At 65.7% G+C, this 24,343-nt stretch carries 21 protein-coding genes; 12 read left to right on the forward strand and 9 right to left on the reverse strand.

Translation table 11 applies throughout. The features are described from left to right. Nucleotides 1-52: 52 nt before the first annotated feature. The 4 genes from F8237_RS28905 to gspD form a co-directional block, all read right to left on the reverse strand. Entirely contained in the window at nucleotides 53-1,438 is a 1,386-nt protein-coding gene (locus F8237_RS28905; protein WP_151649580.1) for a hypothetical protein, read from the reverse strand. A 237-nt stretch (nucleotides 1,439-1,675) separates the two neighbouring features. Further along, nucleotides 1,676-2,356: a transglutaminase-like cysteine peptidase gene (locus F8237_RS28910; RefSeq protein ID WP_244625998.1), complete on the reverse strand. Its 681-nt coding sequence runs from the start codon at nucleotides 2,354-2,356 to the stop codon at nucleotides 1,676-1,678. A 190-nt stretch (nucleotides 2,357-2,546) separates the two neighbouring features. Further along, complete coding sequence (locus F8237_RS28915; protein WP_151649581.1) at nucleotides 2,547-3,044, reverse strand: tetratricopeptide repeat protein; 498 nt, start codon at nucleotides 3,042-3,044, stop codon at nucleotides 2,547-2,549. Between the two features lie 36 nt (nucleotides 3,045-3,080). Then, on the reverse strand, nucleotides 3,081-5,435 hold the full coding sequence (gene gspD / locus F8237_RS28920; protein WP_151649582.1) for a type II secretion system secretin GspD: 2,355 nt from the start codon (nucleotides 5,433-5,435) through the stop codon (nucleotides 3,081-3,083). Between the two features lie 316 nt (nucleotides 5,436-5,751). On the opposite strand from gspD, the gene F8237_RS28925 reads away from it, so the two are divergent. From F8237_RS28925 to gspM, 9 genes are read left to right on the forward strand one after another with little or no spacing between them, the layout of a single operon-like run. Next, entirely contained in the window at nucleotides 5,752-7,437 is a 1,686-nt protein-coding gene (locus F8237_RS28925; protein ID WP_151649583.1) for a GspE/PulE family protein, read from the forward strand. Between the two features lie 4 nt (nucleotides 7,438-7,441). After that, nucleotides 7,442-8,659, forward strand: a complete 1,218-nt coding sequence (locus F8237_RS28930; RefSeq protein ID WP_151649584.1) for a type II secretion system F family protein — start codon at nucleotides 7,442-7,444, stop codon at nucleotides 8,657-8,659. Nucleotides 8,660-8,675: 16 nt separating this feature from the next. Next, on the forward strand, nucleotides 8,676-9,146 hold the full coding sequence (gspG, locus tag F8237_RS28935; RefSeq protein ID WP_151649585.1) for a type II secretion system major pseudopilin GspG: 471 nt from the start codon (nucleotides 8,676-8,678) through the stop codon (nucleotides 9,144-9,146). Continuing rightward, on the forward strand, nucleotides 9,124-9,597 hold the full coding sequence (locus F8237_RS28940) for a prepilin-type N-terminal cleavage/methylation domain-containing protein (protein ID WP_259173760.1): 474 nt from the start codon (nucleotides 9,124-9,126) through the stop codon (nucleotides 9,595-9,597). The genes gspG and F8237_RS28940 overlap by 23 nt, the downstream gene beginning before the upstream one ends. Continuing rightward, nucleotides 9,575-9,982 carry a type II secretion system protein gene (locus F8237_RS28945; protein WP_151649587.1) on the forward strand — a complete coding sequence of 136 codons (408 nt, stop codon included), beginning with the start codon at nucleotides 9,575-9,577 and terminating at the stop codon, nucleotides 9,980-9,982. The genes F8237_RS28940 and F8237_RS28945 overlap by 23 nt, the downstream gene beginning before the upstream one ends. Continuing rightward, a complete protein-coding gene (locus tag F8237_RS28950; RefSeq protein ID WP_151649588.1) occupies nucleotides 9,979-10,662 on the forward strand; it encodes a PulJ/GspJ family protein in 684 nt (227 codons plus the stop codon). Before F8237_RS28945 ends, F8237_RS28950 begins: the two co-directional genes overlap by 4 nt. After that, nucleotides 10,659-11,609, forward strand: coding sequence for a type II secretion system minor pseudopilin (locus F8237_RS28955; RefSeq protein WP_244626001.1), 951 nt, complete (start codon nucleotides 10,659-10,661; stop codon nucleotides 11,607-11,609). The genes F8237_RS28950 and F8237_RS28955 overlap by 4 nt, the downstream gene beginning before the upstream one ends. Continuing rightward, nucleotides 11,606-12,676, forward strand: coding sequence for a PilN domain-containing protein (locus tag F8237_RS28960; protein WP_151649589.1), 1,071 nt, complete (start codon nucleotides 11,606-11,608; stop codon nucleotides 12,674-12,676). Before F8237_RS28955 ends, F8237_RS28960 begins: the two co-directional genes overlap by 4 nt. Further along, nucleotides 12,673-13,224 (forward strand): type II secretion system protein GspM, encoded by a 552-nt coding sequence (gspM, locus tag F8237_RS28965; protein WP_151649590.1) that lies wholly within the window; start codon nucleotides 12,673-12,675, stop codon nucleotides 13,222-13,224. Before F8237_RS28960 ends, gspM begins: the two co-directional genes overlap by 4 nt. A gap of 4 nt (nucleotides 13,225-13,228) precedes the next feature. Here the strand turns inward: gspM and F8237_RS28970 are convergent, their stop codons facing one another. Together F8237_RS28970 and F8237_RS28975 are read right to left on the reverse strand one after the other, a co-directional pair. Beyond that, entirely contained in the window at nucleotides 13,229-14,449 is a 1,221-nt protein-coding gene (locus F8237_RS28970; protein ID WP_151649591.1) for an O-antigen ligase family protein, read from the reverse strand. Continuing rightward, entirely contained in the window at nucleotides 14,440-16,938 is a 2,499-nt protein-coding gene (locus F8237_RS28975) for a tetratricopeptide repeat protein (RefSeq protein WP_151649592.1), read from the reverse strand. The genes F8237_RS28970 and F8237_RS28975 overlap by 10 nt, the downstream gene beginning before the upstream one ends. Nucleotides 16,939-17,174: 236 nt before the next feature. Here F8237_RS28975 and F8237_RS28980 point away from each other — a divergent pair, with 236 nt between their 5' ends. Further along, complete coding sequence (locus F8237_RS28980) at nucleotides 17,175-17,864, forward strand: FkbM family methyltransferase (RefSeq protein WP_244626164.1); 690 nt, start codon at nucleotides 17,175-17,177, stop codon at nucleotides 17,862-17,864. A gap of 35 nt (nucleotides 17,865-17,899) precedes the next feature. Beyond that, nucleotides 17,900-18,838: a class I SAM-dependent methyltransferase gene (locus tag F8237_RS28985; RefSeq protein WP_151649594.1), complete on the forward strand. Its 939-nt coding sequence runs from the start codon at nucleotides 17,900-17,902 to the stop codon at nucleotides 18,836-18,838. Nucleotides 18,839-18,844: 6 nt separating this feature from the next. On the opposite strand, the gene F8237_RS28990 is transcribed toward F8237_RS28985, so the two are convergent. Next, nucleotides 18,845-19,753: a glycosyltransferase family 2 protein gene (locus F8237_RS28990; protein WP_151649595.1), complete on the reverse strand. Its 909-nt coding sequence runs from the start codon at nucleotides 19,751-19,753 to the stop codon at nucleotides 18,845-18,847. 302 nt (nucleotides 19,754-20,055) lie between these two features. Here F8237_RS28990 and F8237_RS28995 point away from each other — a divergent pair, with 302 nt between their 5' ends. Beyond that, nucleotides 20,056-21,387 (forward strand): hypothetical protein, encoded by a 1,332-nt coding sequence (locus tag F8237_RS28995; protein WP_151649596.1) that lies wholly within the window; start codon nucleotides 20,056-20,058, stop codon nucleotides 21,385-21,387. Between the two features lie 40 nt (nucleotides 21,388-21,427). Here the strand turns inward: F8237_RS28995 and F8237_RS29000 are convergent, their stop codons facing one another. Together F8237_RS29000 and F8237_RS29005 are read right to left on the reverse strand one after the other, a co-directional pair. Then, the gene (locus F8237_RS29000) at nucleotides 21,428-22,816 is read right to left on the reverse strand and encodes a glycosyltransferase WbuB (protein ID WP_151649597.1); all 1,389 of its coding nucleotides are present in this window, start codon (nucleotides 22,814-22,816) and stop codon (nucleotides 21,428-21,430) included. Nucleotides 22,817-23,174: 358 nt separating this feature from the next. Beyond that, nucleotides 23,175-24,341 (reverse strand): glycosyltransferase, encoded by a 1,167-nt coding sequence (locus F8237_RS29005; protein ID WP_151649598.1) that lies wholly within the window; start codon nucleotides 24,339-24,341, stop codon nucleotides 23,175-23,177. Nucleotides 24,342-24,343: the final 2 nt, after the last annotated feature.

The following is a 24,343-nucleotide window of genomic DNA, read 5'->3' on the forward strand; positions in this document are numbered from 1 at the left end:
GAGGGCAGGCCGTACCGGGATGCGTGTCCCGGTACGGCGATGTCGTTCTGGCTCAGCTCTGGGCGTGAACGAGCGAATTGCTCTCGGGATCGGAGCCCTGCGGCGTGATCGCGCCTTCGCCGGCGTCCGGCACCAGGCTCGCCGAGAACTGCGACAGCAGCGACAGCGACACGGCGGTGCCGCCGTGGCCGTCGGAGGCTACGTTCAGCGCGGTGCCGGCCTCGACGCCAGCGAACTGGTAGGCGAGAGAGCCGTTGCTGGTGGTCAGCGTCAGCGTCGCGCCATCGAATTCGTACGCGGTCACCGCGAGGTTGCGGAAGTCGATGACGTCCCCTACCTCGAAATTCGAGATCGTGCCGGTCAGGCCGGCCGCGTTCTCGAGATAGAGAGTCGAGGCTGAGCCTGCGAAGTCGACGCCGTTCTGGACGCCGCCGGCATAGACATATTCAATGCCGCCGGCGAGATGCGTGTTGCTGGCGCTGCCCGCCACATCGAACTCGCCGGTGTTGACGGTCGCGCCCGAGGCCGAGCCGGCCACGAACACGAAGCCGCCATTCACCGTGGTCGAGCTCGCCGAGCCGCCGACGTCGACATATTGCAGGGCGCCGGCGTTCACGGTCGTTCCCGTCGCCGCAGCTCCGGAGCCGATATACTCGTTACCACCCGCCAGGATCACGGTGTCGGTCGATGTGCCGGTGCCGAGGACCTGAAGGCTGCCGCTGACCTGACTGCCCTGCACGCTGCCGCTGATGACCTGCTGGAAACCGCCGGCCTGGACGGTGGTCGTGATCGCATTGCCGTTCAGAACGACGTGCTGAATGCCGCCACTGTTGACGGTGGTGTTGTTGGTGGTGCCGGCGACCTCCTGGATGCCGCCACCGAACACGACGCTGTCGTTGCCGGTGCCGAGCACGTATTGATAGCCGCCATTGTTGATCGCGGTGCCGTTGGCGGTGCCGTCCGTGCCGACATATTGCAGGCCACCCGACGAGATGATCGTCCCGTTGGTGGTGCCGCCGGCCGCAACGAACTCGTTGCCGCCGCTGACGATGACGGTCGCATAGGTCACGCCGCCGACATGCACCTGCTGGGAGCCCGCCAGCGTCGTTCCGTTGACCGTGGCGTTCATGACGTCCTGGTAGCCGCCGGCGCTGATTACGACGTTGCTGGCGGTGCCGCCATAGACGTGCTGGACGCCGCCATTGGAGATGACGACGCCGTTGGCCGTGCCGTAGGTGAACTGCACGCCGCCGGCGACGGTCGAGTTGTTGGCGGTGCCGCCGGCCTCGATCATGATGACGCTGCCGGGGCCGATCGCGGTGGCGCCGGACACGACGCCGCCGGCGGCGACGTCGAGCGTGCCCGAAAGGACGACGTAAGTCGTGGCGGTGGGGGCGGAGACCGTCGTCGGGCCGCCAAATACAACTTGAGTGGTCATTGATGCCTCTAATGAGCGCTAAGGGGTGGTCGCGATGGTTATACAATTCGAAATGGGAATCATTCCATCGGGAATGATATATATTGTATCATAATTTGCGTGGAATGTTATAGAGGCATTCACGGCGAAAAGGTGCGGCGAAACGCCGGACGACCGCCGGCGTGCATGGCCGGCGGGCCACACGCCCCGATGCGACCAGGGCCGCGAGGCCGGCTCGAAGCTCGTTTTACAGGTAGATCAGCGCTCGACGGTCAGGATCGGCGGCTTCGGCTGCTCTGCGCCGAAGGACACCCAGACGTTCGGGTCGCCCGCGCTTTGCCGCGCCAGATACCGGTATTTGGTCTCGTACCAGAACAGGATTTCCGGCGTCTGGTTGTCGAGGATCATCTCGCCGCGGTCAGAGCGGACGGTCAGCACGGCATGACGCCCCTTGGCCGGAGCGGGCTCCTCGACCGTGGTGATCAGGAGCGAGCCTTGCGGCCATCCCGCTTTGGCGAGCATTTTGCGCTTGAGCAGGACGATGTCCTCGCAATCGCCACGATCGAGCGGCAGCGACCAGCGTTCGGCCTTGCCGTAGAGCACGTCATCGCTGGTCCAGGTGACGCGATCGTTGACGTATTTGTTGATCTCGTAGAGTTGCTGCAGCAGTTCGGGCGTGAGCACGACATCCCGGGCCTGATCGGCACCGGGCCGGCACTCGTCGGCATTCTCCGCGCAGAATTGTTGCCAGCCGGAGGGCGCCTTGGTGGCGGCGCCGACGGCGGCGAACAGGGTGGGGCGGACCAGGAAAGCGTAGGCCGGCTGCGCCATCGACAGGCAGGCTGCTGCGAAGCCGGCCGCTGCGGCAAGCGTTGCCAGCCTCTGCCTTGCCAGCTTCTGTCTTGCCAGCTTCCGTCCTGCGTTGTGAATTCCCGGCATATCGTCCCCCCGACGCTCCTACGCGGGGACGTTGGCAGAGACAGCTCGCGATCCGGCTAAGCAATTGCTTCAAATTCTACAGATCCGGTCCATTGCGGCCGGGCAGGGTGGTGATGGTGTGATTTATGTTAAGAGCGACACTATGCCGTCATATCTTTGATATGACGGCTGTCCCGGCCGGCGCCTTCGATCAGAACGGAGACTCTTCGGGCCAGCGCAGCGCATGCCATTGGCCGGTCGCGATCTGGCCGCGGCTCATCTTCGACGCGACGGCGTTGCGCAGCTTGGCGAAATTCTCGCGCGTCTTCTTCGGTGCATGTGCGGCCGCAAGGTTCAGCCATTTGTAGGCGGCGACGTCGTCCTGCGGCACGCCCTGGCCCTTGTCATAGGCAAGGCCGAGCAGATATTGCGAGGTGGTGTCGCCTTGCTCCGCCGCCAGCCGGTACCAGTAGCCCGCGGCGTCGTAGGCCTGCGGCAGGCCTTGTCCCGTCGCGTACATGAAGCCGACCATTCCTTGCGCGCGGGCATTGCCGCGCTCGGCCTGTGGCAACAGCAGGCGGGCGGCGGTGTTGTAGTCGCCGCGGTTGAAGGCGCCGGTTCCGGCACCGAGCGCATCCGCGCGAGCGATGTCCGTTGAGGCCAATCCCAGCACGAGGGCTACGGCGAAGAATATGCCGGGCTTGATCATGTGAACCGCTCCTGCTTACCGCCAACTTCCATGGGCTCAGCGGTAGGTCGTCGGTGCCGTTGGCTTCGGCCCGATCGCGTTGATGGTGCCGCGCAGCTTGGTGCGCAGCTCCTCGGCGACGAAATGCGCATCCGCACCGTCCCGGATGATCTGCGGGCGGATGAAGATGATCAGCTCGGTGCGCTTGACCTGCTTGTCGGTCTGGCCGAACACGGCCTCGCCGAGGCCGGGAATCTGATCGAGCCCGGGAATGCCGGCGCGGGTCTTGGTCTGGGTGTCGCTGATCAGGCCTGCGAGCAGCACCGTCTGCCCGCTGGCGACTGCGACCGAGCTGCGCACCTTGCGGGTCGACACCGTCGGCGTCAGCGAATTGGTCGACGTCGACGAAGATCCCGACGACGAGTTGGCGACGGGATTGCTGATCTCCTGCTCGACGTCGAGCCTGACATTGCCGTTGGCATTGATCCGCGGCACCACGCGCAGGATGATGCCGGTGCTGCGATAGTCGGTGGTGTTGGCGATGGTGTTGCTGCCGGTCAGCACGGTCGCGCTTCCGGTCTGGATCGGGATTTCGTCGCCGACCTGGAGGGTCGCGACCTGGTTGTCGATCACGACGACGGATGGGTTCGACAGCACCTTGACGTCGGTAATCGCATGTAGCGCGTTGAGCACGGCGCGCGGCGTCTGCGCCGACCCGACCAGGAAGTTGAAGCCGGGGATGGCGCGCTGGAGCACGACATCGGCTGCTGCGGCGGCCACGGAGGTCGCACCATTGAAGCCGACAGAGCCGGTGTTGGGCTTGAGGCCGACGTCGCGGCTCATGATGTAGGACTGGATGCCGTATTGGAGATCGTCGGTCAGCGTCACCTCGGCGATGGTGGCGTCGATGGCGACCTGGAGCTGCGGCTGGTCGACCTCTCTGATGGTCTGCTCGATGATCCGGTACTGCTCCTGGCTCGCATAGATCAGCAGCGTGTTGTTGACGCTGTCGGCGGTGATGCGGACGCCGTCAAGGACGTTGCCTGGGCCCGCGCCGCCGCGGCCTGAATTCTGTCCGGTTGCTGCGTTATCGAACAGGCTGCCGCCGCCTTGCGAAGCGGACGATGCGCCGTAAGCGGGCTGACCGCCGGAGGAGGCGTCGGCGGCACCGGCACTCGCGGCACGTCCGCTCGAATTGCCGCCAAAGCCGCTGCTCGATTGATTGGGGGCGGCGGACAGGCGGCTGAGCGCGGAGCCGCCGCTCGAACTCGCGGCAAGGCCGGATCCCGGCGCGACCTGTCCGCCCGGCCCGTCGAGCGGAGAGGCCGACGAGCTGGACGAGCTGCCCGCACCGAAGACGTCGTTGAGCACGCGTGCGATCTGCCGGGCATCGCCGAACTTGACGCGGTAGACGTGAACCGCGGAGCGGCCGGTGTTGGTGGTATCGAGGCGGCGGATCCAGGTCTCGACACGGTTGAGCAGCTCCGGCTTCCGCGTCACCGCGAGCACGGCGTTCATGCGGGCGATCGACTGGAATTTGATCATGCCCTGCGTCATCCCGCCTTCGCCGGAATCGACGATCTTCTCGAGCTCGGCGATGATCGGCCCCGGATTGCTGTTCTGCACCGGGAAGATGCCGACCGATTGTCCCTTCAGGAAGTCGGCATCGAAGCTCAGCACGAGATCGACCGCATTGCGGCGCTCGCTGCCGGAGCCCTGGATCAGGATCAAATTGCGGTTGGTGTCGGCGCGGATCATGCCTTGCTTGGTGGCAAAGCTGTCGACCAGCTTGATGACGGTCTGGGCCGAAACATATTGCAGCGGCACCACCGTCACGCCGTAGCCCGGCGTCATCCGATCGGAGGCATCGGCAATGCCGGCGCCGACCGCATCGCCCTGCGGCATCAGCCGGTAGCCGGTATCGTCGCGCACCAGGGCGACGCCGCCGATCCGCAGCGCGTTTTCGAGCGCGAAGACGACGTCGGATTTGGGGATCGGGCGGCCCGAGGAGAGGCTGATGTTACCCTGGACGCGCGGGTCGATGACGTAGCCGACGCCGAGGATATCACCGAGCACGATCTTGGCGACGGAAGCGATCGGTGAATTGTCGAAATTGAGTTCGAACCGCTCGGAACTGACGGTAGCCTGCTGCGAGGACGTGGCGGTCGGCGCATCGTCGCTGGCAACGGCAGCGTAGATCGCGGTCTTGGCGCGGGGGCCGGTGGAGAGTTCGCGCTGCGGCAGCTGGTTCGGATATCGCGGCAGAAGGTCGACCGAGCGGACCTTGTCGAACACATCCGGGTCCTTGGTGTCGGCATCCGCGATGCCGCTCACCGTGTTGCACGATCCGAGCAATACGCAGACGACAGCGCATTGAACAACCAAGCCGATCCGGAATGCTGCTCGGCTCACTCTCGACCTCACTCACGCGCTGCCCGCCGTCGTTCCGTCGAGACGGGGCGGGCCGAAGGAGGCTTGCTTAGCCCTCTCGTATGACAGTCGTGTGTTATCAATGTTGGAGATCGCGTATCTATCGCACGCGACTTTGTTATGATGGCGTAATTCGCGGAATTGCCCGGGAATATCGAAAGTGTTGCCGGCTGCGCGGCTGTGAATAGCCTGGGGATGATGTTACGCTGGATCATCACGTCACATTTCCAATCGGAAAACTGAGGTAAACGGCCCGCTCGCCGCTCTGCGGCCACCAGAGTGACTGCGGTAGACGTTCATGGCCTCCCCGAATGCGCGCGAGTTCGCAGCTCGTTTCAGCCAGAAGACCGGCCTGAAAGCGGATGCGGACAAGCTCGGCAGGCTTAACGGCTCCGGTCCGACCGACGGCGGCCTGCGCAAGTTGTGGGAGATGAGCGAATTGTCGGCGAGCGAATTCGCCGACGAAGTCGCGCTGTTCTTCGAGCTGCCGCGCATCACGCTTCAGGAGATGATGGCGGCGGAATCCCGGGTGCAGCAGTTCTCGCGCCGGTTCCTGCGTGAGATGGCGGTGTTTCCGTGCCAGGCGGCAGGCGGAGCGCCGACGCTGGTGCTGGCGGATCCGACCGACCGCGCGTCCATCCTGGCGGCGGGGATCGTGCTCGGAATCGCGCCCACCATTCGAGTGGCGTCGTTCGAGGACATCGCCACCGCGCTCGACCAGCGCCTCGGCGAAGAGGAGAGCGGCAGCGCCGAGAGCACCGTCAGCGCGGCGGTGCAGGATGACGATATCGACAATCTGCGCGACCTCGCCAGCGGCGCGCCCGTGGTCCGCGCCGTCAACGACATGTTCGAGACCGCGGTCGAACTGCGCGCCAGTGATATCCACATCGAACCGGGCCGGACCTCGCTGGTGATACGGATGCGCGTCGACGGCCTGTTGCGTATTGTCGCGACGCCGAACGGCGTTCCTCCGGCGGCGGTGATCTCACGCATCAAGATCCTGGCGGGCCTGAACATCGCGGAGCGCCGGCTGCCGCAGGACGGCGGCGCGCGGGTACGGGCGGCGCGATCGGAACTCGACGTGCGCGTCGCGATCATGCCGACACAACATGGCGAATCCGCCGTCATCCGCCTGTTGCCGCGCGACCGGGCGCTGCTGTCGGTCGACAAGCTGGGCTTCCTGGCCGGCGACCAAGCCAAATTGCGGCGCATGCTGGCGCTGCCGCACGGCATGATCATCGTCACCGGCCCCACCGGCAGCGGCAAGACCACGACGCTCGCCACGGTGCTGTCGCTGCTCAACGAGCCGACTCGAAAAATCCTGACTATCGAGGATCCCGTCGAATATGAGATCCCCGGCGTCTCGCAGTCCCAGGCCAAGCCGTCGATCGGCCTGACCTTTGCGACCGCGCTGCGCTCTTTCGTGCGCCAGGACCCCGACGTAATCATGGTCGGCGAGGTCCGCGACTCCGAGACGGCCCATGTCGCCGTACACGCCGCGCTCACCGGCCATCTCGTACTGACCACGCTGCACACAGAGACGGCGGCCGCCGCCGTGCCGCGTCTGCTCGATCTTGGCGTCGAAGCCTTCCTGCTGCGCTCGACCTTGCGCGCGGTGATCGCGCAGCGCCTGGTGCGCCAGCTCTGCGACCGCTGCAAGAGCAGCCGGCCGCTGACCCATGCCGACGTCGAGGCCGATCCGCGTTATACGGCGGTCGGCCTGTCCGTCGGCAACGTGATCTTCGAACCCGCCGGCTGCGAACGCTGCGGCAATGTCGGCTATCGCGGCCGTATCGGTGTGTTCGAAGTGCTGGAAATGAACGAGGAGGTCCGCGCGCTGGTCGAGGAGAAGTCCGACTGGGAGTCCATCGACAAGGTCGCCATCCGCAACGGCATGACGACGATGATCGAGGACGGCCTCGCCAAGTGCCTGTCGGGCATGACCTCCGCCGCGGAGATCCTTCGCGTGACCACCGTGCGGTGACGGGATGCCGAACTTTCGCTATCGCGCGCTGACGCAGAAGGGAGAGGTGGTCTCCGGATCGATCACGGCAGCCAACCTGGCCGAGGTGGCCCAGCGCATCGAATATCTCGGCCTCGTCGCGATCGATGCCGGCCCCGAGGAGGAGGCCAGGGGCTGGTCGCTCTCGCTGGCGTCGCTGACGCTGTCGAAGCCGGGACCGGCCGACGTCACGATCTTCACCCGCGACCTTGCGCTGCTCCTCAAGGCCGGGGCCCGGCTGAATGATGCGCTGGAACTGCTCGCCGGCGATACGGATGTCAGCCGGCTTCGTCCGGTCGTCAACAATATCAAGACCGCGATCCTGTCCGGTGAAAGCTTTGCCGAGGCGCTGGCGCGCGAGCCGACGCTGTTCCCGCCGATGTATATTGCCCTGGTGAGGGTCGGCGAGCTGTCGGGCGGGCTGGACCACATCCTGGAGACGATCGGGACCGAACGCGTGCGGGCCGAGGCGCTGCGCCGCAAGGTGACCGGCGCCCTGCAATATCCGGCCTTCGTGCTGTTGGCGGCCGGTGGCGTCCTGATCTTCTTCGTGACGTTCGTGCTGCCGCAGTTCTCCGCTGTGCTGCGCGACTTCAATGCGAAGACCGATCCGGTCATCGAGGTGTTCCTGACGTTGTCGGACATCCTGCGCGGCCACGGCTTCGAGGTCGGCGCCGCGGTCGCCATCGCCGTCATCGGTGGCTGGCTGGCCTGGCGCAGGCCGTCGGTTCGCGCTGGTATCGTGACCCAGATCGCACGGCTGCCCGTCATCTCGACCGTGGTCGAATTCCATCGCGCCGCGCTGTTCTCGCGCAACCTCGGCATCCTGCTCGGCAGCGGCGTGACGCTGACGGCGACGTTGCGCATCCTGATCGACATCATGACCGCGACCGGCAATGCGCCGGCCTGGGCGGCGATGGCCGATCGCGTGCGCCACGGCGGCAGGCTGGCCGAGGCACTGACCGCCTCGGCCGTGCTGCCACCGGTCGCGGTGCGGATGCTGCGGCTCGGCGAGGAGACCGGGCAGCTGCCGACGCTGTCGGGCCGGGTCGCGGAGTTCTACGAGGAGAAGCTGCAGCGGCAGCTCGATCGCGTCGTCGCCATCATCGGGCCCGCCGCCATCATTCTGATCAGTGTCGTGGTCGGCGGTCTGATCGTGTCGGTCATGACGGCGCTGCTGTCAGTGACGCAAGTCGTCGGTTGAGAAGGGGAGAGTTCACATGATCCGCTTGCCAGGGAAGGCCCTGTTCGCTCCGCCGAGGCGACGCCGCCGGCGACGCGGCGAGGAGGGGTTCACGCTGGTGGAGATGCTCGTCGTCATCACCATCATCGGCATGATCATGGCGCTGGTCGGCCCGCGGGTGCTGAACTATCTCAGCGAGTCCCGCGTCAAGGCCGCCAAGATCCAGATCCAGAGCTTCAGCAGCGCGCTCGATCTCTTCTACCTCGACGCCGGCCGCTTCCCGAGCAGCTCGGAGGGGCTGGGTGCGCTCGCCCATCCGATCAGCGGCGTGGCGTCCTGGAATGGCCCTTACCTGAAGGGCGGCAATGTTCCCAACGACCCGTGGGGCAATCCCTATGTCTACAAGCAGCCCGCAGAACGCGCGCCCTACGAAATCCGCTCGCTCGGCTCCGACGGGCAGGAAGGCGGGACGGGGACATCGGCCGATCTCACCTCCGGACAGAACTGACACCGGCGAAGCCGGCTTCACCCTGCTCGAAATGGTCTGCGTGCTCGCCATCGTCGCGATGCTCGCCGCGGTGCTGCTGCCGCGCTTTCCGTCGGCGACGTCGCGGCCACGGCTGGAGGCGTATGCGATCGAGGTCGCGGCCCTGCTCAAGGCCGACCGCAGCGCCGCGCTGTCGCGCTATGGCGCCGTCAACGCCGTGGTCGACGCGCGCTCGCGCACCGTGCGGTCGGGATCGGGGCCCTGGGTGGTCCGGGTGCCGGAGGACGTGGTGTTCGATGCGCTGTTGCCGCAGCGCTGCAACGGCCGGCCGGCGCTCTCGACCATCAGCTTCTTTGCCAGCGGCATGTCCTGCGGCGGCACGATCCGGCTGACGCGGCTCGGCAGTGCCGTCGAAGTGCGTGTGAACTGGTTGACGGGAGGCGTGGACATTGTCGCGCAAGACGTCCTCTAGCCGCCGGGGCGAGGCCGGCTTCACCATGATCGAGGCCGTCGTGGCGCTCGCGCTGGTGACGATCGGGCTGGCCGCCATCGGAACGCTGGTCGCGACCAATTCGCGCGGCGCCTGGAAGCTCGAGCAGCACGCTGCGCTGGTCAACGCGGCGCGCGTCGTGGTCTCGACCCTGCCGCGCGCGGGCGAGCCGATGCCCGGCGATTTGCGCGGACGGGTCGCGGGCCACCGCTGGCAGATGCGCATGACGCCGTTCACGGACGATGTGCCTGTCGTGCCGGAGTCGCGGTTCGTCCCGCAGCGCGTCGAACTGCGCGTGCAGGCGCCCGGCGGGGCCATCGTGTCGTTCGAGACGATCCGCTTGCAGGGCAGGGGCGGGAGCCGATGAATCACACCGGGACATGGCGCGCTGAAGACGGCTTCACGTTGTTCGAGGCGCTGGTCGCCCTGGCGCTGATGGGGCTGATCATGGGCGCGCTGGCCTCGGTCACCGCGCAATGGCTGCCGAGCTGGAATCGCGGCATCATCCGCGCCCAGCGCAACGAGCAGGTCGCGGTTGCGCTCGACCGCCTCACGACCGATCTGTCGGCGGCAGACTATGTGACGCGGTCGGACAATCTGCCGCTGTTTCGCGGCTCTGAGCAAAGCGTGATGTTCGTTCGCTCCGTGCTTGGTCCGAACGGCCGCCCGGGACTGGAGATCGTTCGCATCGCGGAGGTCAACGACAGTCGCGGCGCCGCGCTGGTCCGCATGCGCGCGCCCTTCGTGCTGCTGCAGGCCGGCGATCCCCGGATCGATCAGATCCAGTTCGCCGATCCCGTCGTGCTGCTGCGCATGCCCTATCGCATCAGCTTTGCCTATGCCGGTCTCGACTCCAAATGGGGCGGCCGCTGGCTCGAGACCGGCGAGTTACCGACCGCGGTCCGCTTCGACATCAGGGACGTCGAACGCGGGACCGTGATTTCGAGCGCAGCGCGGATCCATGTCGAAAGGGGTGCCCCGCGGGCAGACCCGTCGACGATCCAACAGGAAGAAGCGCAGCCACAAGCCAATGACGGGCCGACATGATGACCAGTCAGGGCCTTCGACTCCGGCGCAAGCTTGCGGCACAGGACGGCTTCATCGTCGTCGCGACGTTGTGGCTGCTCGCGGGGCTTGCTGCACTTGCGACTGTCGCGTCGGTCTACATCGCGCAATCGGCCAATGCGCTCTCGGCACTGGACGCCGCGACGCAATGGGAGATGCTGAGCTCGGCCGGGGTAGAACTCGCCGCCTATCAATTGTCGGCGCCCGCGACGGTGCGGCGTCCGAGCCATGGCGGATTTGGCTTTCGCCTCGCGGGTGCATCCGTGCGCGTCGAATACATGTCGGAATCGGCGCGGATCAATCTCAACCTGGCGCCGCGCGCGATGATCTCCGGCCTGTTCAGGGCGCTCGGCGCGCCGGCTGAAGCAGCGGACGATTATGCCGCGCGCGTCATCGCGTGGCGTCGCCCACCGCGATCGGACCGGCAGAATGCGGAGTTGGCGGCTTACAACGCGGCGGGCCTCGCTTACGTGCCGCGGCAGGCCCCGTTGAGCAGCGTTGACGAAATGTGGCTGGTGCTCGGCCTGCCGGTCGCGCTGGTCGAACGCGCGATGCCGTTCGTGACCGTCTATAGCGGCATGGCCGAGGTCAATGTGCTCGATGCCGCGCCGGAAGTGATCGCAGCCTTGCCGGACATGAGCACGGCAAAGCTCGATGCCTTCCTCAATCAGCGCGCGGATCTGCCGCCCGACAATCCGGAGTTCGTCATCGGTGCGCTCGGCGGCCGGCAGCCGGGCGCGACGATATCCGCAAGCGATGCCTATCGCGTGCGCATGCGGATCACGCTGCCGGATGGCCGGCAGCGCATGCCGGAGGCGGTGATCCAGATTCCGGGGCCGGGCGAGACGGAAGCCTTCCGCGTGCTGGCGTGGACGGACGAGGTCGATCCGGAGCGGGGAGGGCGGCCACGGCCGCGAGAGGTGAGATGAGTATTCCTGGTCAAATCGCAGCCGCGCTGTCGTTGTGGATCGACAGCGTTGCAAACACGGTGAGCGCGCGGCTCGAACGCGCGCGCGGCGCGCAGCAGATCGCGATCAGCGAGGACGAGGAGGGCGCTCTCACGTTGCGCCTGGTCTCGAAGGCGAGCAAGGATGCCGATCTGCCGCCTGTCCGCATCGGCATCGTCGACGGCGCGATCAGTACGCCGCTGTCGCCGGAATGGTCCGCGGCGATGAAGGGGGCGATCGTCGACCTCGCGCTTCGTCCCTCGCGCTTCGTGTTTCGTCCGCTGGAGCTGCCGGGCCGCGCGGTCGAATTCCTCGACGGCATCATCCGCGCCCAGATCGACCGGTTGACGCCCTGGAGCCCGGCGGAGGCGGTCTTTCACTGGACGCCGCCACAGCCGATCGCCGACGACCATGTCGAGCTAACGGTGGTGGCGACGGCGCGTGCCGCCGTGACGTCGTTGTCGCAAGCCCTGCTCGATCTCGGCGCTACGGCTGTCGATATCTCGACGGCGACGCCCGGGATGGAGCGCATCGCCGTCCATCATCAGCGCATCGGTGGGCAGACGGGATCAAGTCGCCTCCGCTTCGCGCTGATCGCGGTGCTCGCGATCGCAGGCGTGCCGGCGATACTCTCGATCGGCCTTGGCGGAATCGTGACCGACTCCTACGATGCCGAGCAGCAGCAGATCCAGCGCCGGATCGCCGAGCGGCGCGCCATCGCGCGCGGCAGCCAGGGCGGCCCGGGCGGCTCGGCGATCGAACTTCTGGCGCGCCGCAAGCAGACGATGCCGTCGGCGGTGATGGTGCTGGAAGAGCTGTCCGGCATCCTGCCTGACCACACCTATGCGACCGAGCTGCGGATCGAGGGCGACAAGCTCCAGATCACGGGCCTGACCCATGATGCGCCGTCGCTGATCGAGATCCTGGAGCGGTCGCCGCATTTTGCGAGCGCCGGATTCTTCGCCCCGACGACGCGCGCCGCCAACGAATCCGGCGAGCGTTTCCACATCGAGACCAGGATCAAACCGCAATTCGGATCGGGCACATGATCTCCATGCAGAAGTTCGAGGGCTATCTCACCCGCTTTCCGATCGCCGCGGTCGCGGCCTATGCGGCGCTGGTGGTGCTGCTTGCGTTCACGACGGTGCAGACCGTGGTCGAGATCCTCGGCAGCCGCGATGCTGCGGCCTCGGCCGCGGAGATCCTCCAGACGCTGGAAACCCGGCATCCGGCGCAGCGCTCCGCGGCGAGGAGCGACGTGAGCGTGCCGATTGGGTCGGCATTCCTCGAGGGGCAGACGGCTTCGGTCGCAAGCGCCATGCTGCTCCAGCGCGTGCTCGCGGCTGCCAAACGCGTCAACGGCAACACGCTGTCGTCGCAGGTCGACACGCAGGGGCCGCTCGCCAAATCCGGCTTCGTCTCGGCGACGTTCAACATCGAGCTCGCCTCCGCCGCGCTTCAGCCGCTGCTCTATGATCTGGAGGCAGGCATGCCGTTCCTGTTCATCGACGAACTGGTGGTGCAGCCTGCCGCGAGCAGCACCGACAGGATGCGGCTCGTGCTCGGCATCTCGGCGCAGCGGCAGCCGACGAAGTGAGCGCCTAGCCCGGCATTGCGGGGGCGTGCAACCGCGTCACCGGCGCGCGGTGCGGGGCCGGTTTTGTCCGGGGTCTGAACAGCAGCAGCAGCAGCGACACACCGAAGGCGTCGCCGAGGCTCAGGAGTTGCGGCTGGAAGAAGGCGCCGAAGGCGAGAGCGACCAATCCGGCCAGGCGCGCGCAGGCAAAGCGATGATCCTGCAGGGTCCTGCCCGCCGATTTCACGACATCGAGGGTTGCAGCGGCAATGGTGCAGGCAAGCAGGAAGATGATCAGTCCGCCGCCGACGACGCCGAATTCGACGACGGTCTTCAGATAACCGTTGTGACCGGCCTCCGCGGCCGTCGCGCGCTTGAAGCCGATGCCGAACGGGTGATCCGTGATCGCGGCGAGCGCGCTGTACCAATATTCGTCGCGTCCCGAAAAGCCCGAGGACGCGTCCCGGCTGGGATCGTCGAGCGCCAGCATGCTGGCGATCTGCGGCCAGAGAATGATGCCGGACACCACGACGAGAACCAGTGCTGCGAGCTTCCACGCGCTGAGCGGCCTGTAGGTCAGCTCGTAGACGAGCAGGGCGGTGATGCAGCCGATCAACGCGAAGCGCGAGCTGACCAGCGCCACCATCGCGAAGCACGCGATCCTGACGGCGAGGCTGATGAGGCCGGGGCGAAACTGGGATAAGATGAATGCGATCAGGAGAGGTGCGGCGAACAGGTTCGGCTGGATGCCCCCCACGTTGCGGTTCTCAGGCAGGCCGAGCACGGCGAGGGCGGAGATGCCGAACACGCAGAAGATGATGGAGGCCATGCCGAGGCCGCTTTCCAGATCATTCGGCTCCAGCGTCCATACGACAGACAGCGTCAGGGCCGTCATCATCAGCAGGCTGGTGTAGAAGATGCCGATGAACGTCGATCCTTCGTCGCCCTGCAATTGCAGCCCGAGCGAGAGATAGATGATGACGACGATCGCGGCCTGCGCGAGGCTCAGTCGCGTCAGGCTGGCGAGAAGCTGGAATGGCCGCGCCAGGGTCACGGCCGTCAGGAACAGGACCAGCCCCGCGGTCTGCCCGATCAGAACGGCGCCGCCAGATCCGAACGCGGTCGGAGCATCCAGATAGTCCTCGGTCAGGCCGATCATGGGAAAGCACAGCAGGCCGCACCATGCCCAGAACGACATCAGGATCGCCATCGTCCCGGTGCGTCCGGAGGCGGCGGTCATGGGCATTCGGCCGTTCCCGGCACCCGGATATGGTCCGGCGGCAGTCCCGCCAGATGCCGCTCCATCATGGCGGCGTAGGCTGTCTCGAGGTCGCGCGTGTAGCGCGCGGTGTCGTACAGGGGCGCCCGCAACCGATTGAGGGCGAGCTTTGCCCTGAGAGTTGCGAGCCTGTGAGCATCGTGGGCGAGGTCGATTGCCAATCGTTCGTAGGCGGCCGGCGTCGTCGTCACGAGCTCCGGCAGGCCGATGGCGTGCAGCAAGCTCGCGCCGACGCGGCCGGCGAATGTGTCACCCAGGCAGGTGAGCACGGGCAGGCAGGTCCAGAGCGCATCGCTCGCCGTGGTGTGAGCGCCATAGGGAAGCGTATCGAGGAAGAGATCGGCACAGCGATGCCGCGCCAGATGCTCCGGCGTCGGGAGCCGGCCGGCGAAGACCAGGCGCTGCGGCGCGATGCCGCGTGCCGCCGCCTCACGCCGCAGATTATCCGCTGCCCCCGGATTGTCCTCGAACAGCCATAGGACGCCGTTGTCGACGGCGGTCAGGATCCGCATCCACGAGGAGAAGACGTCCGGCGTGATCTTGTAGTTGTCGTTGAAGCAGCAGAAGACGAAGGCGTCGTCGGCAAGACCGTGCGCGGCGCGAACGGCCGGCACATCCGCGACGGCGCGGTTGCGATCGTTGGCCTGATAACTCTCGGGAAGCCAGACGACCTTTTCCGCATAGGCCGAGACGTCGTGCTCGGGAATGACGTGCCGGTCGGCGATGACGTAGTCGATGAAGTCGGCGCCGATGGTGCCGGGGAAGCCGAGATAGTTGACCTGGATCGGAGCGGGGCGCATCGCCAGGATGGCGGTGCGGGCATCCTGGGTGAATCCCTTCAGGTCGACCAGGATATCGATCTGGAGGCTTCTCGCGAGCTCGGCAACCTCGGCGTCGCCACGCGGTTTGGCATCGACAAAGCGGTCGAAGGCGGCCTCGATCCGCCGGCGCATGTCCGAGCCGTCATTGGGCCCGATCGAGATCGCGGTGACCTCGAAGCGCGCCCTGTCATGATGTTCGAACACACCAGCCATCAGTTGCGATGTCGCGTGCTGGTGGAAGTCGGCGGAGAGATAGGCCAGCCGGATGCGGCCGTGGCCGTAACTGCTTCGAATGGCCGGAGCGGTGTTGCGGAAATTGTGCCCGATCCACGTGCGAGCGCATCGAAGCTGCTCGGCCGGTGTGGACGGCACCGCGACGAACATGAAGGGCGAGATGATCTTGCCGCTCTGGACCGAGGTCCGCAGCGAGGTGCAGGCCGCCTCGAAGCCGGACCAATCGCAGAGGTGCATCCTCACCCGCAGGCACGCGGCCGCGACTGAAGGTTGATCCGGATTGAGCGCGAGTGTCCGGGTCCAGGCGGCGAGCGCTTCGTCGTAACGCTTCTCGAGATAGGCGACCTGGCCCTTGGCGAGCCAGGCGCCCGCAAGGCTCGGGTTGAGAGCTGTCGCCCGGTCGAGTGCGGCAAGAGCATCGACGTGACGGCCGAGCGACAGTGCAAGGGTCCCGCGGCCGAGCCAGGCCTCGGCGAAATCGGCATCCGCGGCGATGGCGCGGTCGAATGCGGTCTCGGCATCCTGCTGGCGCCCGGAACGAAGCAAGACGTTACCCTTGCCGCTCCAGCCGGCTGCGAATTCCGGCCCGATCGCGAGCGCGCGGTCGTAGGCGGCTTCGGCGTCATCCCGACGATCGAGATCGAGCAACGCATTGCCGCGGGCAACCCAGGCCTCGGCGAGATCGGCTCGAAACCTCAGCGCCTCGTCCGCCGCGGCGAGCGCGTCCTCGCGCCGGCCAAGCTGGATCAGCGCATGGCAACGGCCGAGCGAAGCCTCGGCGAGATCGGGCCGGAGCGCGCGCGCGCGGTCGTAGGACAGGAGCGCTTCGCCGTGGCGGCCATTCGTAAAATGGATCGTGCCGATATCGAGATGAGCTTCAGCGAGCTCCGGCCGCAGGCGCAGCGCGCGCTCATAGGCGGCGAGGGCAGGCTCGTACTGCCGGGTCTTGGCCAGCGCGGAGCCGAGCATGAAGTGTGCCGGAAAATGACGGGGATGATGCGCCACGAGCCGCGTCAGCCGCTCGATCGCCTCGGCGAAGCGGCCGAGCGCGAGATAGCCGGCTCCGGCGGCGTGCAGGAGCTCGAGGCTGTTGGGCGACAATTGCAGGCCGTGCTGACAGAGCCGGATGAGCTCGTCGTGCTCGCCGGCCCGATGCAGCACGGCGGCATAATTCTCGAAGAACTGCAGATTGGCCGGGTTTGCCTGCAGCGACCGCTGCATCAGCAGCTTGGCGCGCGCGATGTTTCCCGATGCAGCCTCGGCGAGGCCGAGGAAATGTACGGCGTGGAGATTGCCGGGATTGGTCCTGATGATGCGTTGATACAGCTTGGCAGCACCGGTGATATCCCCCTTGTTATGCAGGGAGAGGGCGCGATCAAGTATCTGTGCTTCGTCACGCATTGGTCAAACAGCGTCTGTCCGGAGGCTCAGTCGCCGAGCCGACCCCGTCCTGTACGACGTCAATTGTACAGGACTGTGACACGCGATGATTTCGCGCCGCGCAGACGACAGCGAGATGACGAAGGCGTCGAACGCGACGTCAATAACATAACAAGTGCACGCGCTACGTTGCATCTGTCCCGAGTTCTGTTATGAGCCTGCGCGGCGCATTTGGTTGGGAGACGGCCGTGTCGTTGATGTCCAATAGGTATGTCCTTCAGCTCCGGCGCGCGGCGCGTGCCGCCGGCGTGCCGCGGATGCTCGGCCGCTTCACCAGGGATTACGAAAGTCCGTTTTCGAAGCAGCTCATGCTGGCTTGTCGCCAGGGTGACGTCGTATGGGACGTCGGCGCCAATGTCGGGCTCTACACGGCAAGCTTCGCTGATTGGGTCGGCCCCTCCGGCAAGGTCTTCGCATTCGAGCCCGACGCGATGAACCTGCCCAGGCTGCGATCCGCTTGCGGCGAGCGGCCGAATGTCGAGATCCGCCCATTCGGCTTGTCGGACAGAACCGAGCGCAGGACATTTCTAGGGGATGGCGGCGACGGCACGACATCGCGGGTGCTCCAGCCCGGCGAGTCCGTTCCCAAGGGCGCCGTCGAGGTGGAGTTGCTGACCGGCGATGACGCCATTCAAGGCGGTAAGGCCGAACTGCCTGATATCATCAAGGTCGACGTCGAAGGGCACGAATTGTCGGTGCTGAAGGGGCTGCAGGGAGCGCTTGCCAACAAGCGCTTGCGCAACGTCTTCGTCGAGGTGCATTTCGGCATTCTCGATTGCAGCGGTCGGGCCGACGATCCAAAGCGCATCGAGGAAATCCTCAAGCGCAGCGGATTCAAATTGAGCTGGACTGACGCATCGCACATCTTCGCGGCCAGGCCGGCCTGATCAAGCCAGACGGATCGCAATTGGGAATTGAACGCATGCTCTCGCAGCAGTCATCGCACGGCAAGATCGATCGTTCGGACCTCCCTGACGATTGTCTGTTCTGCCGGCACCCTCAGCCCGAATACTGGTTCTCCAAGCGGTCCAAGCACAACAACCGGCCTTATCCGCTTTTCAGGTGCTCGAACTGCGGCGGCGCCTTCGTCTTTCCTGTGCCCAGTGAGCAGGAGCTGCACGAGTTCTACACGAGCCCGCAGAGCGCCCTGGAGCTCAGCCTTCGCGCCGACGACCCCTTGGATCAGTACAAGCAGGCCGTCCAGGAAGAGGTCGAGTTTCCGAACTCGACGGTTGATGCAAAGCGGATAGCCGAGACCCTGAAGAGCCTGGCGCCGGGGACCAGAGCGCTGGACGTCGGCAGCGGCTACGGCTTTTTTTCCAGGGCGCTGCTGGACGCGGGCTTCTCCGTTGACGCGATCGAACTCGGCGAGGCGTCGCGGAAGATCCACGCTCGGATGACCGGCTTTGAGCCGAAGGCAGAGCCGTTCGACGCGGATTTCGCGCGGAGGAATTCAGGGAGTTACGACGCGATCCTGCTGTCGCAAGTCCTCGAGCACCTGCCGATGGATGCCGACCCGATCGGAAGTCTGCATGTGCTGCTCAGGAAGAACGGGGTCTGCGCGATCGCCATCCCGCATTTCCGTTCCTACCTCTCGATGCTTCAGGGCAAGGACGACATGTTCATTTCGCCGCCGGAGCACCTGAACTATTTTACCGTGAAGAGTCTGGACGAGGCGTTCGCAAGCCGCGGCTTTCAGGCCATAAAGTTCGAGACGGTGAGCAGATTCGACTATCGAAAATTCAAGAGGAGGTTCGGCGCGTTGTCACCGGTGCCGTCGCTCGCCTTGAAAGGATTTCTGGGGGTCTCGTCCCTGATGGACAAGGGTATGTTCATCAACGGATACTTCAGGAAGCTGTAGCAAGCGTCAAAGATCGAAGCCGGTGAGACGGCGGAGCTCGGCGCGCATTTCCGCCCGGTCCTCGATGTGGACGATTGCGGCTTCGAATTCGGCCACCTTGGCGCCAACCAGGAAGCGATACCAGAGGCCCTGCAATCCGTGATAGACGAGGCCCTGCTTGCCGTCGAGAAACCCGAGCTGGAAGATCAGGCGATAGAGAAAATAGGAGGGGGCGCTGATCTGATAGGGGATCCTGTTGTACAGCCGTTCCTTGATCCAGCGCTTGACGGCGGCCTGACGTGATGCCTCCTTGGCCGTCAGCTCGACGTCGCTCTTGAACAGCTTGTATCGCCCGTTGAGGACTTCGATCGCCTCCCGCGTCGCATATCTGTTGTGCTTGTCGGTGAAGGACGTCAGGTCGAAGAGATTGTGGTCGGCGAAGCCGCCCTCGAATGTCACGGTACGGCCGCCCCATACGACGACGTGCTCGTCCATCCAGCGATCTTCGACGCGGCCGTGGCCTCGCCGCCAAATCCGCAACATCAACAGCGGATAGCGGCCGCCATAGCGGATCCAGCGTCCGAGGAAGATGTGCTTGCGCTTGAGATTGATCCCGACGATGTCCTTGCCGAGGCGCGGCAATTCGTTGCCAACCCTGGCTGCGAGGTCGGCCTCGATCACCTCGTCGGCGTCGAGCCGCATGATCCACTCGGCCGTGATCGGGGCATTGTCGAGCGCCCACTGGAATTGCTTGGCTTGATTGACGAACTTGTTCTGCAGCACGGCCGCGCCGTGCGTCAGTGCCAGCTCGACCGTCCGGTCGGTCGAGAAGCTGTCGACGACAAAGACCTCGGTCGCGATACCGGCAATCGAGGCGAGGGCCCGCGCGATGTGGCGCTCTTCGTTGTATGTCAGGATGACGACGGCAAGGCTCATGAACCCACTCGCTTTCATCATCGCGCCCGCGCCGATGACGTCAATTTGTCATACAGGGATCGCGTCGGATCCAGATACGATCCGCATCGTCTAGGTGCCGAACTGCACAGGACTGTGACATTTCTTCCGTGGCCTGGGGCGCTGCGGGCTTCGGGGAAGACGTTTCGCGGGACGATTTGCTTTCGACAAAGATATCACGGGCTCTGTTATATGCCTGTGATCGTATCAATCCATATGACGGGCTGCATCCGGGCTGCCTGCCGACGACCGGACGAATGGGACGCGGTCCGTCTGAAGGTGCCATGCCTGAAACCAGTGCCGCGAGCTCCAGTCCTGCCGAGAACGGCGCTTCGTCCCCACTCACCGGAGGCTGGCTCGCCGCACGGCTGAGGCTGGTCCGGGACCGATGGTCGCAATTCGTCAACATCGGCATGTTGATCGCGGGGCTGGCGCTCGGTCAGGGGGCGATCTTCCTGGTCCAGACCGCACTCGTGGCGGCCGGCAGATACGAGCTTCTTGCCGAGTTCGGCACGCATTATTCCTTCGCCATTCTGGGCATCATCGTCGTGGACGCCGGTGCAAGCATCACGCTCGCACGGGCCGTCGCACAGATGACCGCCGAGGGCAGGCCGCGATCCAGGGTGTGGCAGCTCTTTTGCGATACCAGTGCGATCAGGATCCTGACGGCGCTGATCATCGGTGTCGCCGGTGCTGCGTATGTCGTCGCGTTTTCCTCCGATGAATTTTCGAAATGGTATCTGTCGCTGGCCTTTCCGGGATTGCTGCTGTGGGCCGTCAATGGCGTCGGCCTGCTTGACGGGCTGAGGCTGAGCGGCATCAGCGGGATCACGGGCTCGGTCGCCTACATCATCAATGCCGTCGGCCTGATGCTGGCGATGTACGGATCGCATGAGAGCGCCGGTGCGATCCTCGGCGGCGCCTTTTCGATCGGGTATCTCCTGACCGTCGTTGCGCAATGGACGGCGCTGGCGCGCAAGGGCTGGTATCCCCGCTTTCATGGATTGACACGAGCGGGTCAGGTGCGCGCGATCAAGGACGGCGCCGCGCTCGCGTTCCAGATCGTGCCGGGACAGATCGTCATGCGCGCTCAACTGGTGTTGAGCGCGGCCTATCTCGGTGCGGAGACGACCGCGTTGTTCGTGTACGCCAAGCAGATCCTGTCGGCGGCCAATCAGATCCTGGGCTTCGTCCTGCGGGTCGAATTCCCGAGCCTGGTCGAGAGATTGTCAGCGGTTGGAAAGCCGGGCCTTGCCGGGATGTTGGGCGCGCAGAAAATGACGCTGCTTTGCGCCGTGGTATTTTCGGTCGGCGCGACGTCCATTGCCGGCATCGCGGCGATGGTTTCGGATGCCGGACTGCATCGGGCCGCGATCGTCATTGCCAGCTTCGCACCGACGATCCTGACGATGGCGCTGGTGCTGATGATGTGGCAGGGCATGGCTGCGCTAGGCGCCTATGTGGCCGCTGCCCGGGCGCTCGCCATCGGCGCTGCCGCTGGAATCGTGGCCAGCTATGTGCTGGTTTCGCTGTTCGACGTCTTCGCCTTCGTGGCGGCGGAGGCGGTGGTGAACCTCACGACGCTGTATGTCGGATATCGATATTTGCGCCGCTAGGGCGAAGCTGCTTCATGCCGGCACGCAAGTTGCGTTGATCTCAGTCTTTTCCGGAGCCGACGCCCCGCGCCTTAGGGCGCATCGAATGTCTCGAGAATAGCCGGCCCGGCGCATCCGGCCGCCGCCGGCTGCCGGTCGCGACATGCTCGATCGAGCGCACCGGTGTCGCCGGCTGCGGGACGCTCTGGGCGGTTGCGGCGGCGCGCTGGGGAAGCGCCATGAATTCGCGTTCGAGCGACCGGATGATCGAGATGCGGTCCCATTTCAGTTCGGCGCGGGCGCGTGCGACTGCGCCGAGGCTGGCGCGCAAGGGCGCGTCCCTGGCAAGGGTCACCACGGCGGCCGCGAGCGCGCCGGCATCGCCGGGTGCGATGACGAGACCCGCGCCATCGACCTCGGTGGCGATGCCCGTGCCGGGCTCGGCCATCGCAATCAGCGGGCGGCCCGAGGCCAGCATGCCGGCGAGCTTGGACGGCAACACCAGATCGGAAATCGCGGCCTTCTGCGGCAGCAACTGAATGTCGGCGGTGCTCAGAAGCTCGGAGACGCGATCGAGCGGCTGGAGGTCGAGGAAGCGGACGTTGTGCAGTCCCTCGGCCATCTGCATCAGCGCTGGCTTGACCGGGCCGTTGCCGCAAAGGACGAACTTGACCGCGGGATGGCTGTCCCTGAGCGCCGCGGCGGCCTCGATGATCAGCTCCAGGCCCTGCTTGTTCGACATCGCGCCCGAATAGAGCGCCACGATGTCGCTCGGCGCCAGCTTCAGCTCGGAACGGAGCTGGGTCTGGTGGTCGCCGGGCACGACGAGGCTGGTATCGATCCAGTTCCGGAATTCGCGCAGCCGGGCGCGCCCGATGCCTTTGTGCTCGAGGCGGCCCATCATTTGCGGCGAGATGGTCGAGACCCGATGAAACGCCCGCAGGATCCACCGTTCGACGGTGGCCATCAGCCTGCGCGTGACACCGCTGCGCAGCAGTCCGACCTCGAAGGCGGCATCGACCTCGAGATCCTGGACGTGAACCCAGGACGAGGCACCGGATATCCTGGCGGCGAAGGCCGCCATCGGCGCGGACAGCAGCGACGGCGCCACCACGAACACGATGTCGGGACGCCACCACAGCGCGCTCGACAGCATCGGCGCGGCCGCCGAGACCAGGAACGAGGCGTGGTGAAGCAGGCGCTTGGCACCGGACGGGCGGCCCGGCACGTAGATGGGGGCCCTGATAACATCGACATCGTTCACGACTTCACGATGATACCACGCCGAACGATACGCCTCGGGAATCTTCCAGTCGGGATAATAGGGCGGCGCCGTAACCACGCGCACCTCGTGGCCCCAATCGGCCAGACTCTCGCAGAACTCGGTGGTGTATTTCGCAACGCCGATCAGATCAGGGGCGTAATTGATCCCCACCACCAAGACCCGCATGATCGCCCTCATTTCCGCGGGCGAAGCGCGAGGCTTCGACCGGCCCGACAAATCCCGGCCCGCCGAGCCGGTTAGGGGATCGGTCATGGCGCCTGCAGGCGGAAGCGAGACTGGAGGTGAAACCGGGACCGGGAGGATCCTGATCAGGATCGACCTCAGCGCGTTCCCTTCTGCATGTTGGCGTGCCTGATATCATTTGGCGTGTGACAGTATCACTATAACGATACGACAAGTAACAATAGGCGGTCGATGCATTGTTGTGGCGCTGGAAACTGGCCGGGAAAATAGGTATTTGCGCAGCCGGATGCCGCGGGTCGCTGGGAAACGATATGTCACGTCCCGGATGGATGTTGCCGGATCAGACGCGCGGTGCCTGTACCGCGCTCACCACGTCGATCAGCGCCGACGCCATCTGCTCGACGCTGAACCGGTCCGCGAACAGCTCGCGCGTCCGCTGGCCCATGGCGGCCCGGCCTTCCGCGGGCAGCGCCAGCCATGCCCTGAGGTTCTCGAGCGTGCCGGCCTCGGAGTCCGCGGCGACGAGGCCCGCCTGTGCGGCCAGGACCTCGCGCCAGATGTTGACCTTGTCGGAGATCAGCACGGGCAGGCCGCAGCCCAGGGCTTCGGCGACCGAGATGCCGAAGTTCTCCTGGTGTGACGGCAGCATGAAGGCTTCGCTGGAATAAAACGCCCCCCATTTGGCATCGCCCTCCAGCATGCCCGGCCACGTGATCCGGTCGGCCAGTCCGAGTGTGCGTGCCCGCGCCTTGAGGTCGCTTACCCAGCCGGTCTGATCGGGGCCTGCCATGAGCAAATGCAGATGCGGCTCCTCGGCCGCGACGCGCGCGAAAGCCTCGACCATGAGATCGCAGCCCTTCTTGGCGTGCAGCCGCCCGAGAAACAGCAGCACGCGCTTGCCGCGCAATTCGGGATGGGCGGCGAGGAAGGCGTCCCGCAGTGGCGCTGCGTCCTGCGGCGGCAGGCGCGTGCCATAGGAGACGACACGCTCGCGCGCCCGGTAGGGCCAGAACGATTGGCGCGCCAGCAGCCGCTCGTCCTCACTGGTGAACAGCACGGCGGCGGCATCGCGCAGCACCCGGTATTCGGCCCAGGGCCAGTAAAGCGCCTTCTTGAGACGTTTGAGCGGATAGGCGCGGTTAAACCAGGGATCGAGCATGCCGTGCGTGAACACGACGTAGGGCCGCCGCAGCTCGCGCATCACCTGCCAGGCGGCAAGGCTGTGATACTGCCACAGGCCATTGACGATGACGGCGTCGTAACCTCCGGCATGGGCGCGCAGCCACGGGCGGAGGGACGCTGCATAGTAATAGCCGCCGCGTCTGGGCGGGCCGAGCGCGTGCACGGGAAGCGGGAATGCCTCCACATGCGGCGCGCCCGGATCGTCGGAGGAGGCCACTTCGATCTGGTGCCCCATTTCGCGCAGCCGCAGTCCGCGCTGAAGCACGCCCTCGATGGGCCCGCCAAAGCGGCGATCGACGGAGGAGACGACGTGCAGCAGCTTCATGG

Source organism: Bradyrhizobium betae (assembly GCF_008932115.1).
Lineage (GTDB): Bacteria > Pseudomonadota > Alphaproteobacteria > Rhizobiales > Xanthobacteraceae > Bradyrhizobium > Bradyrhizobium betae.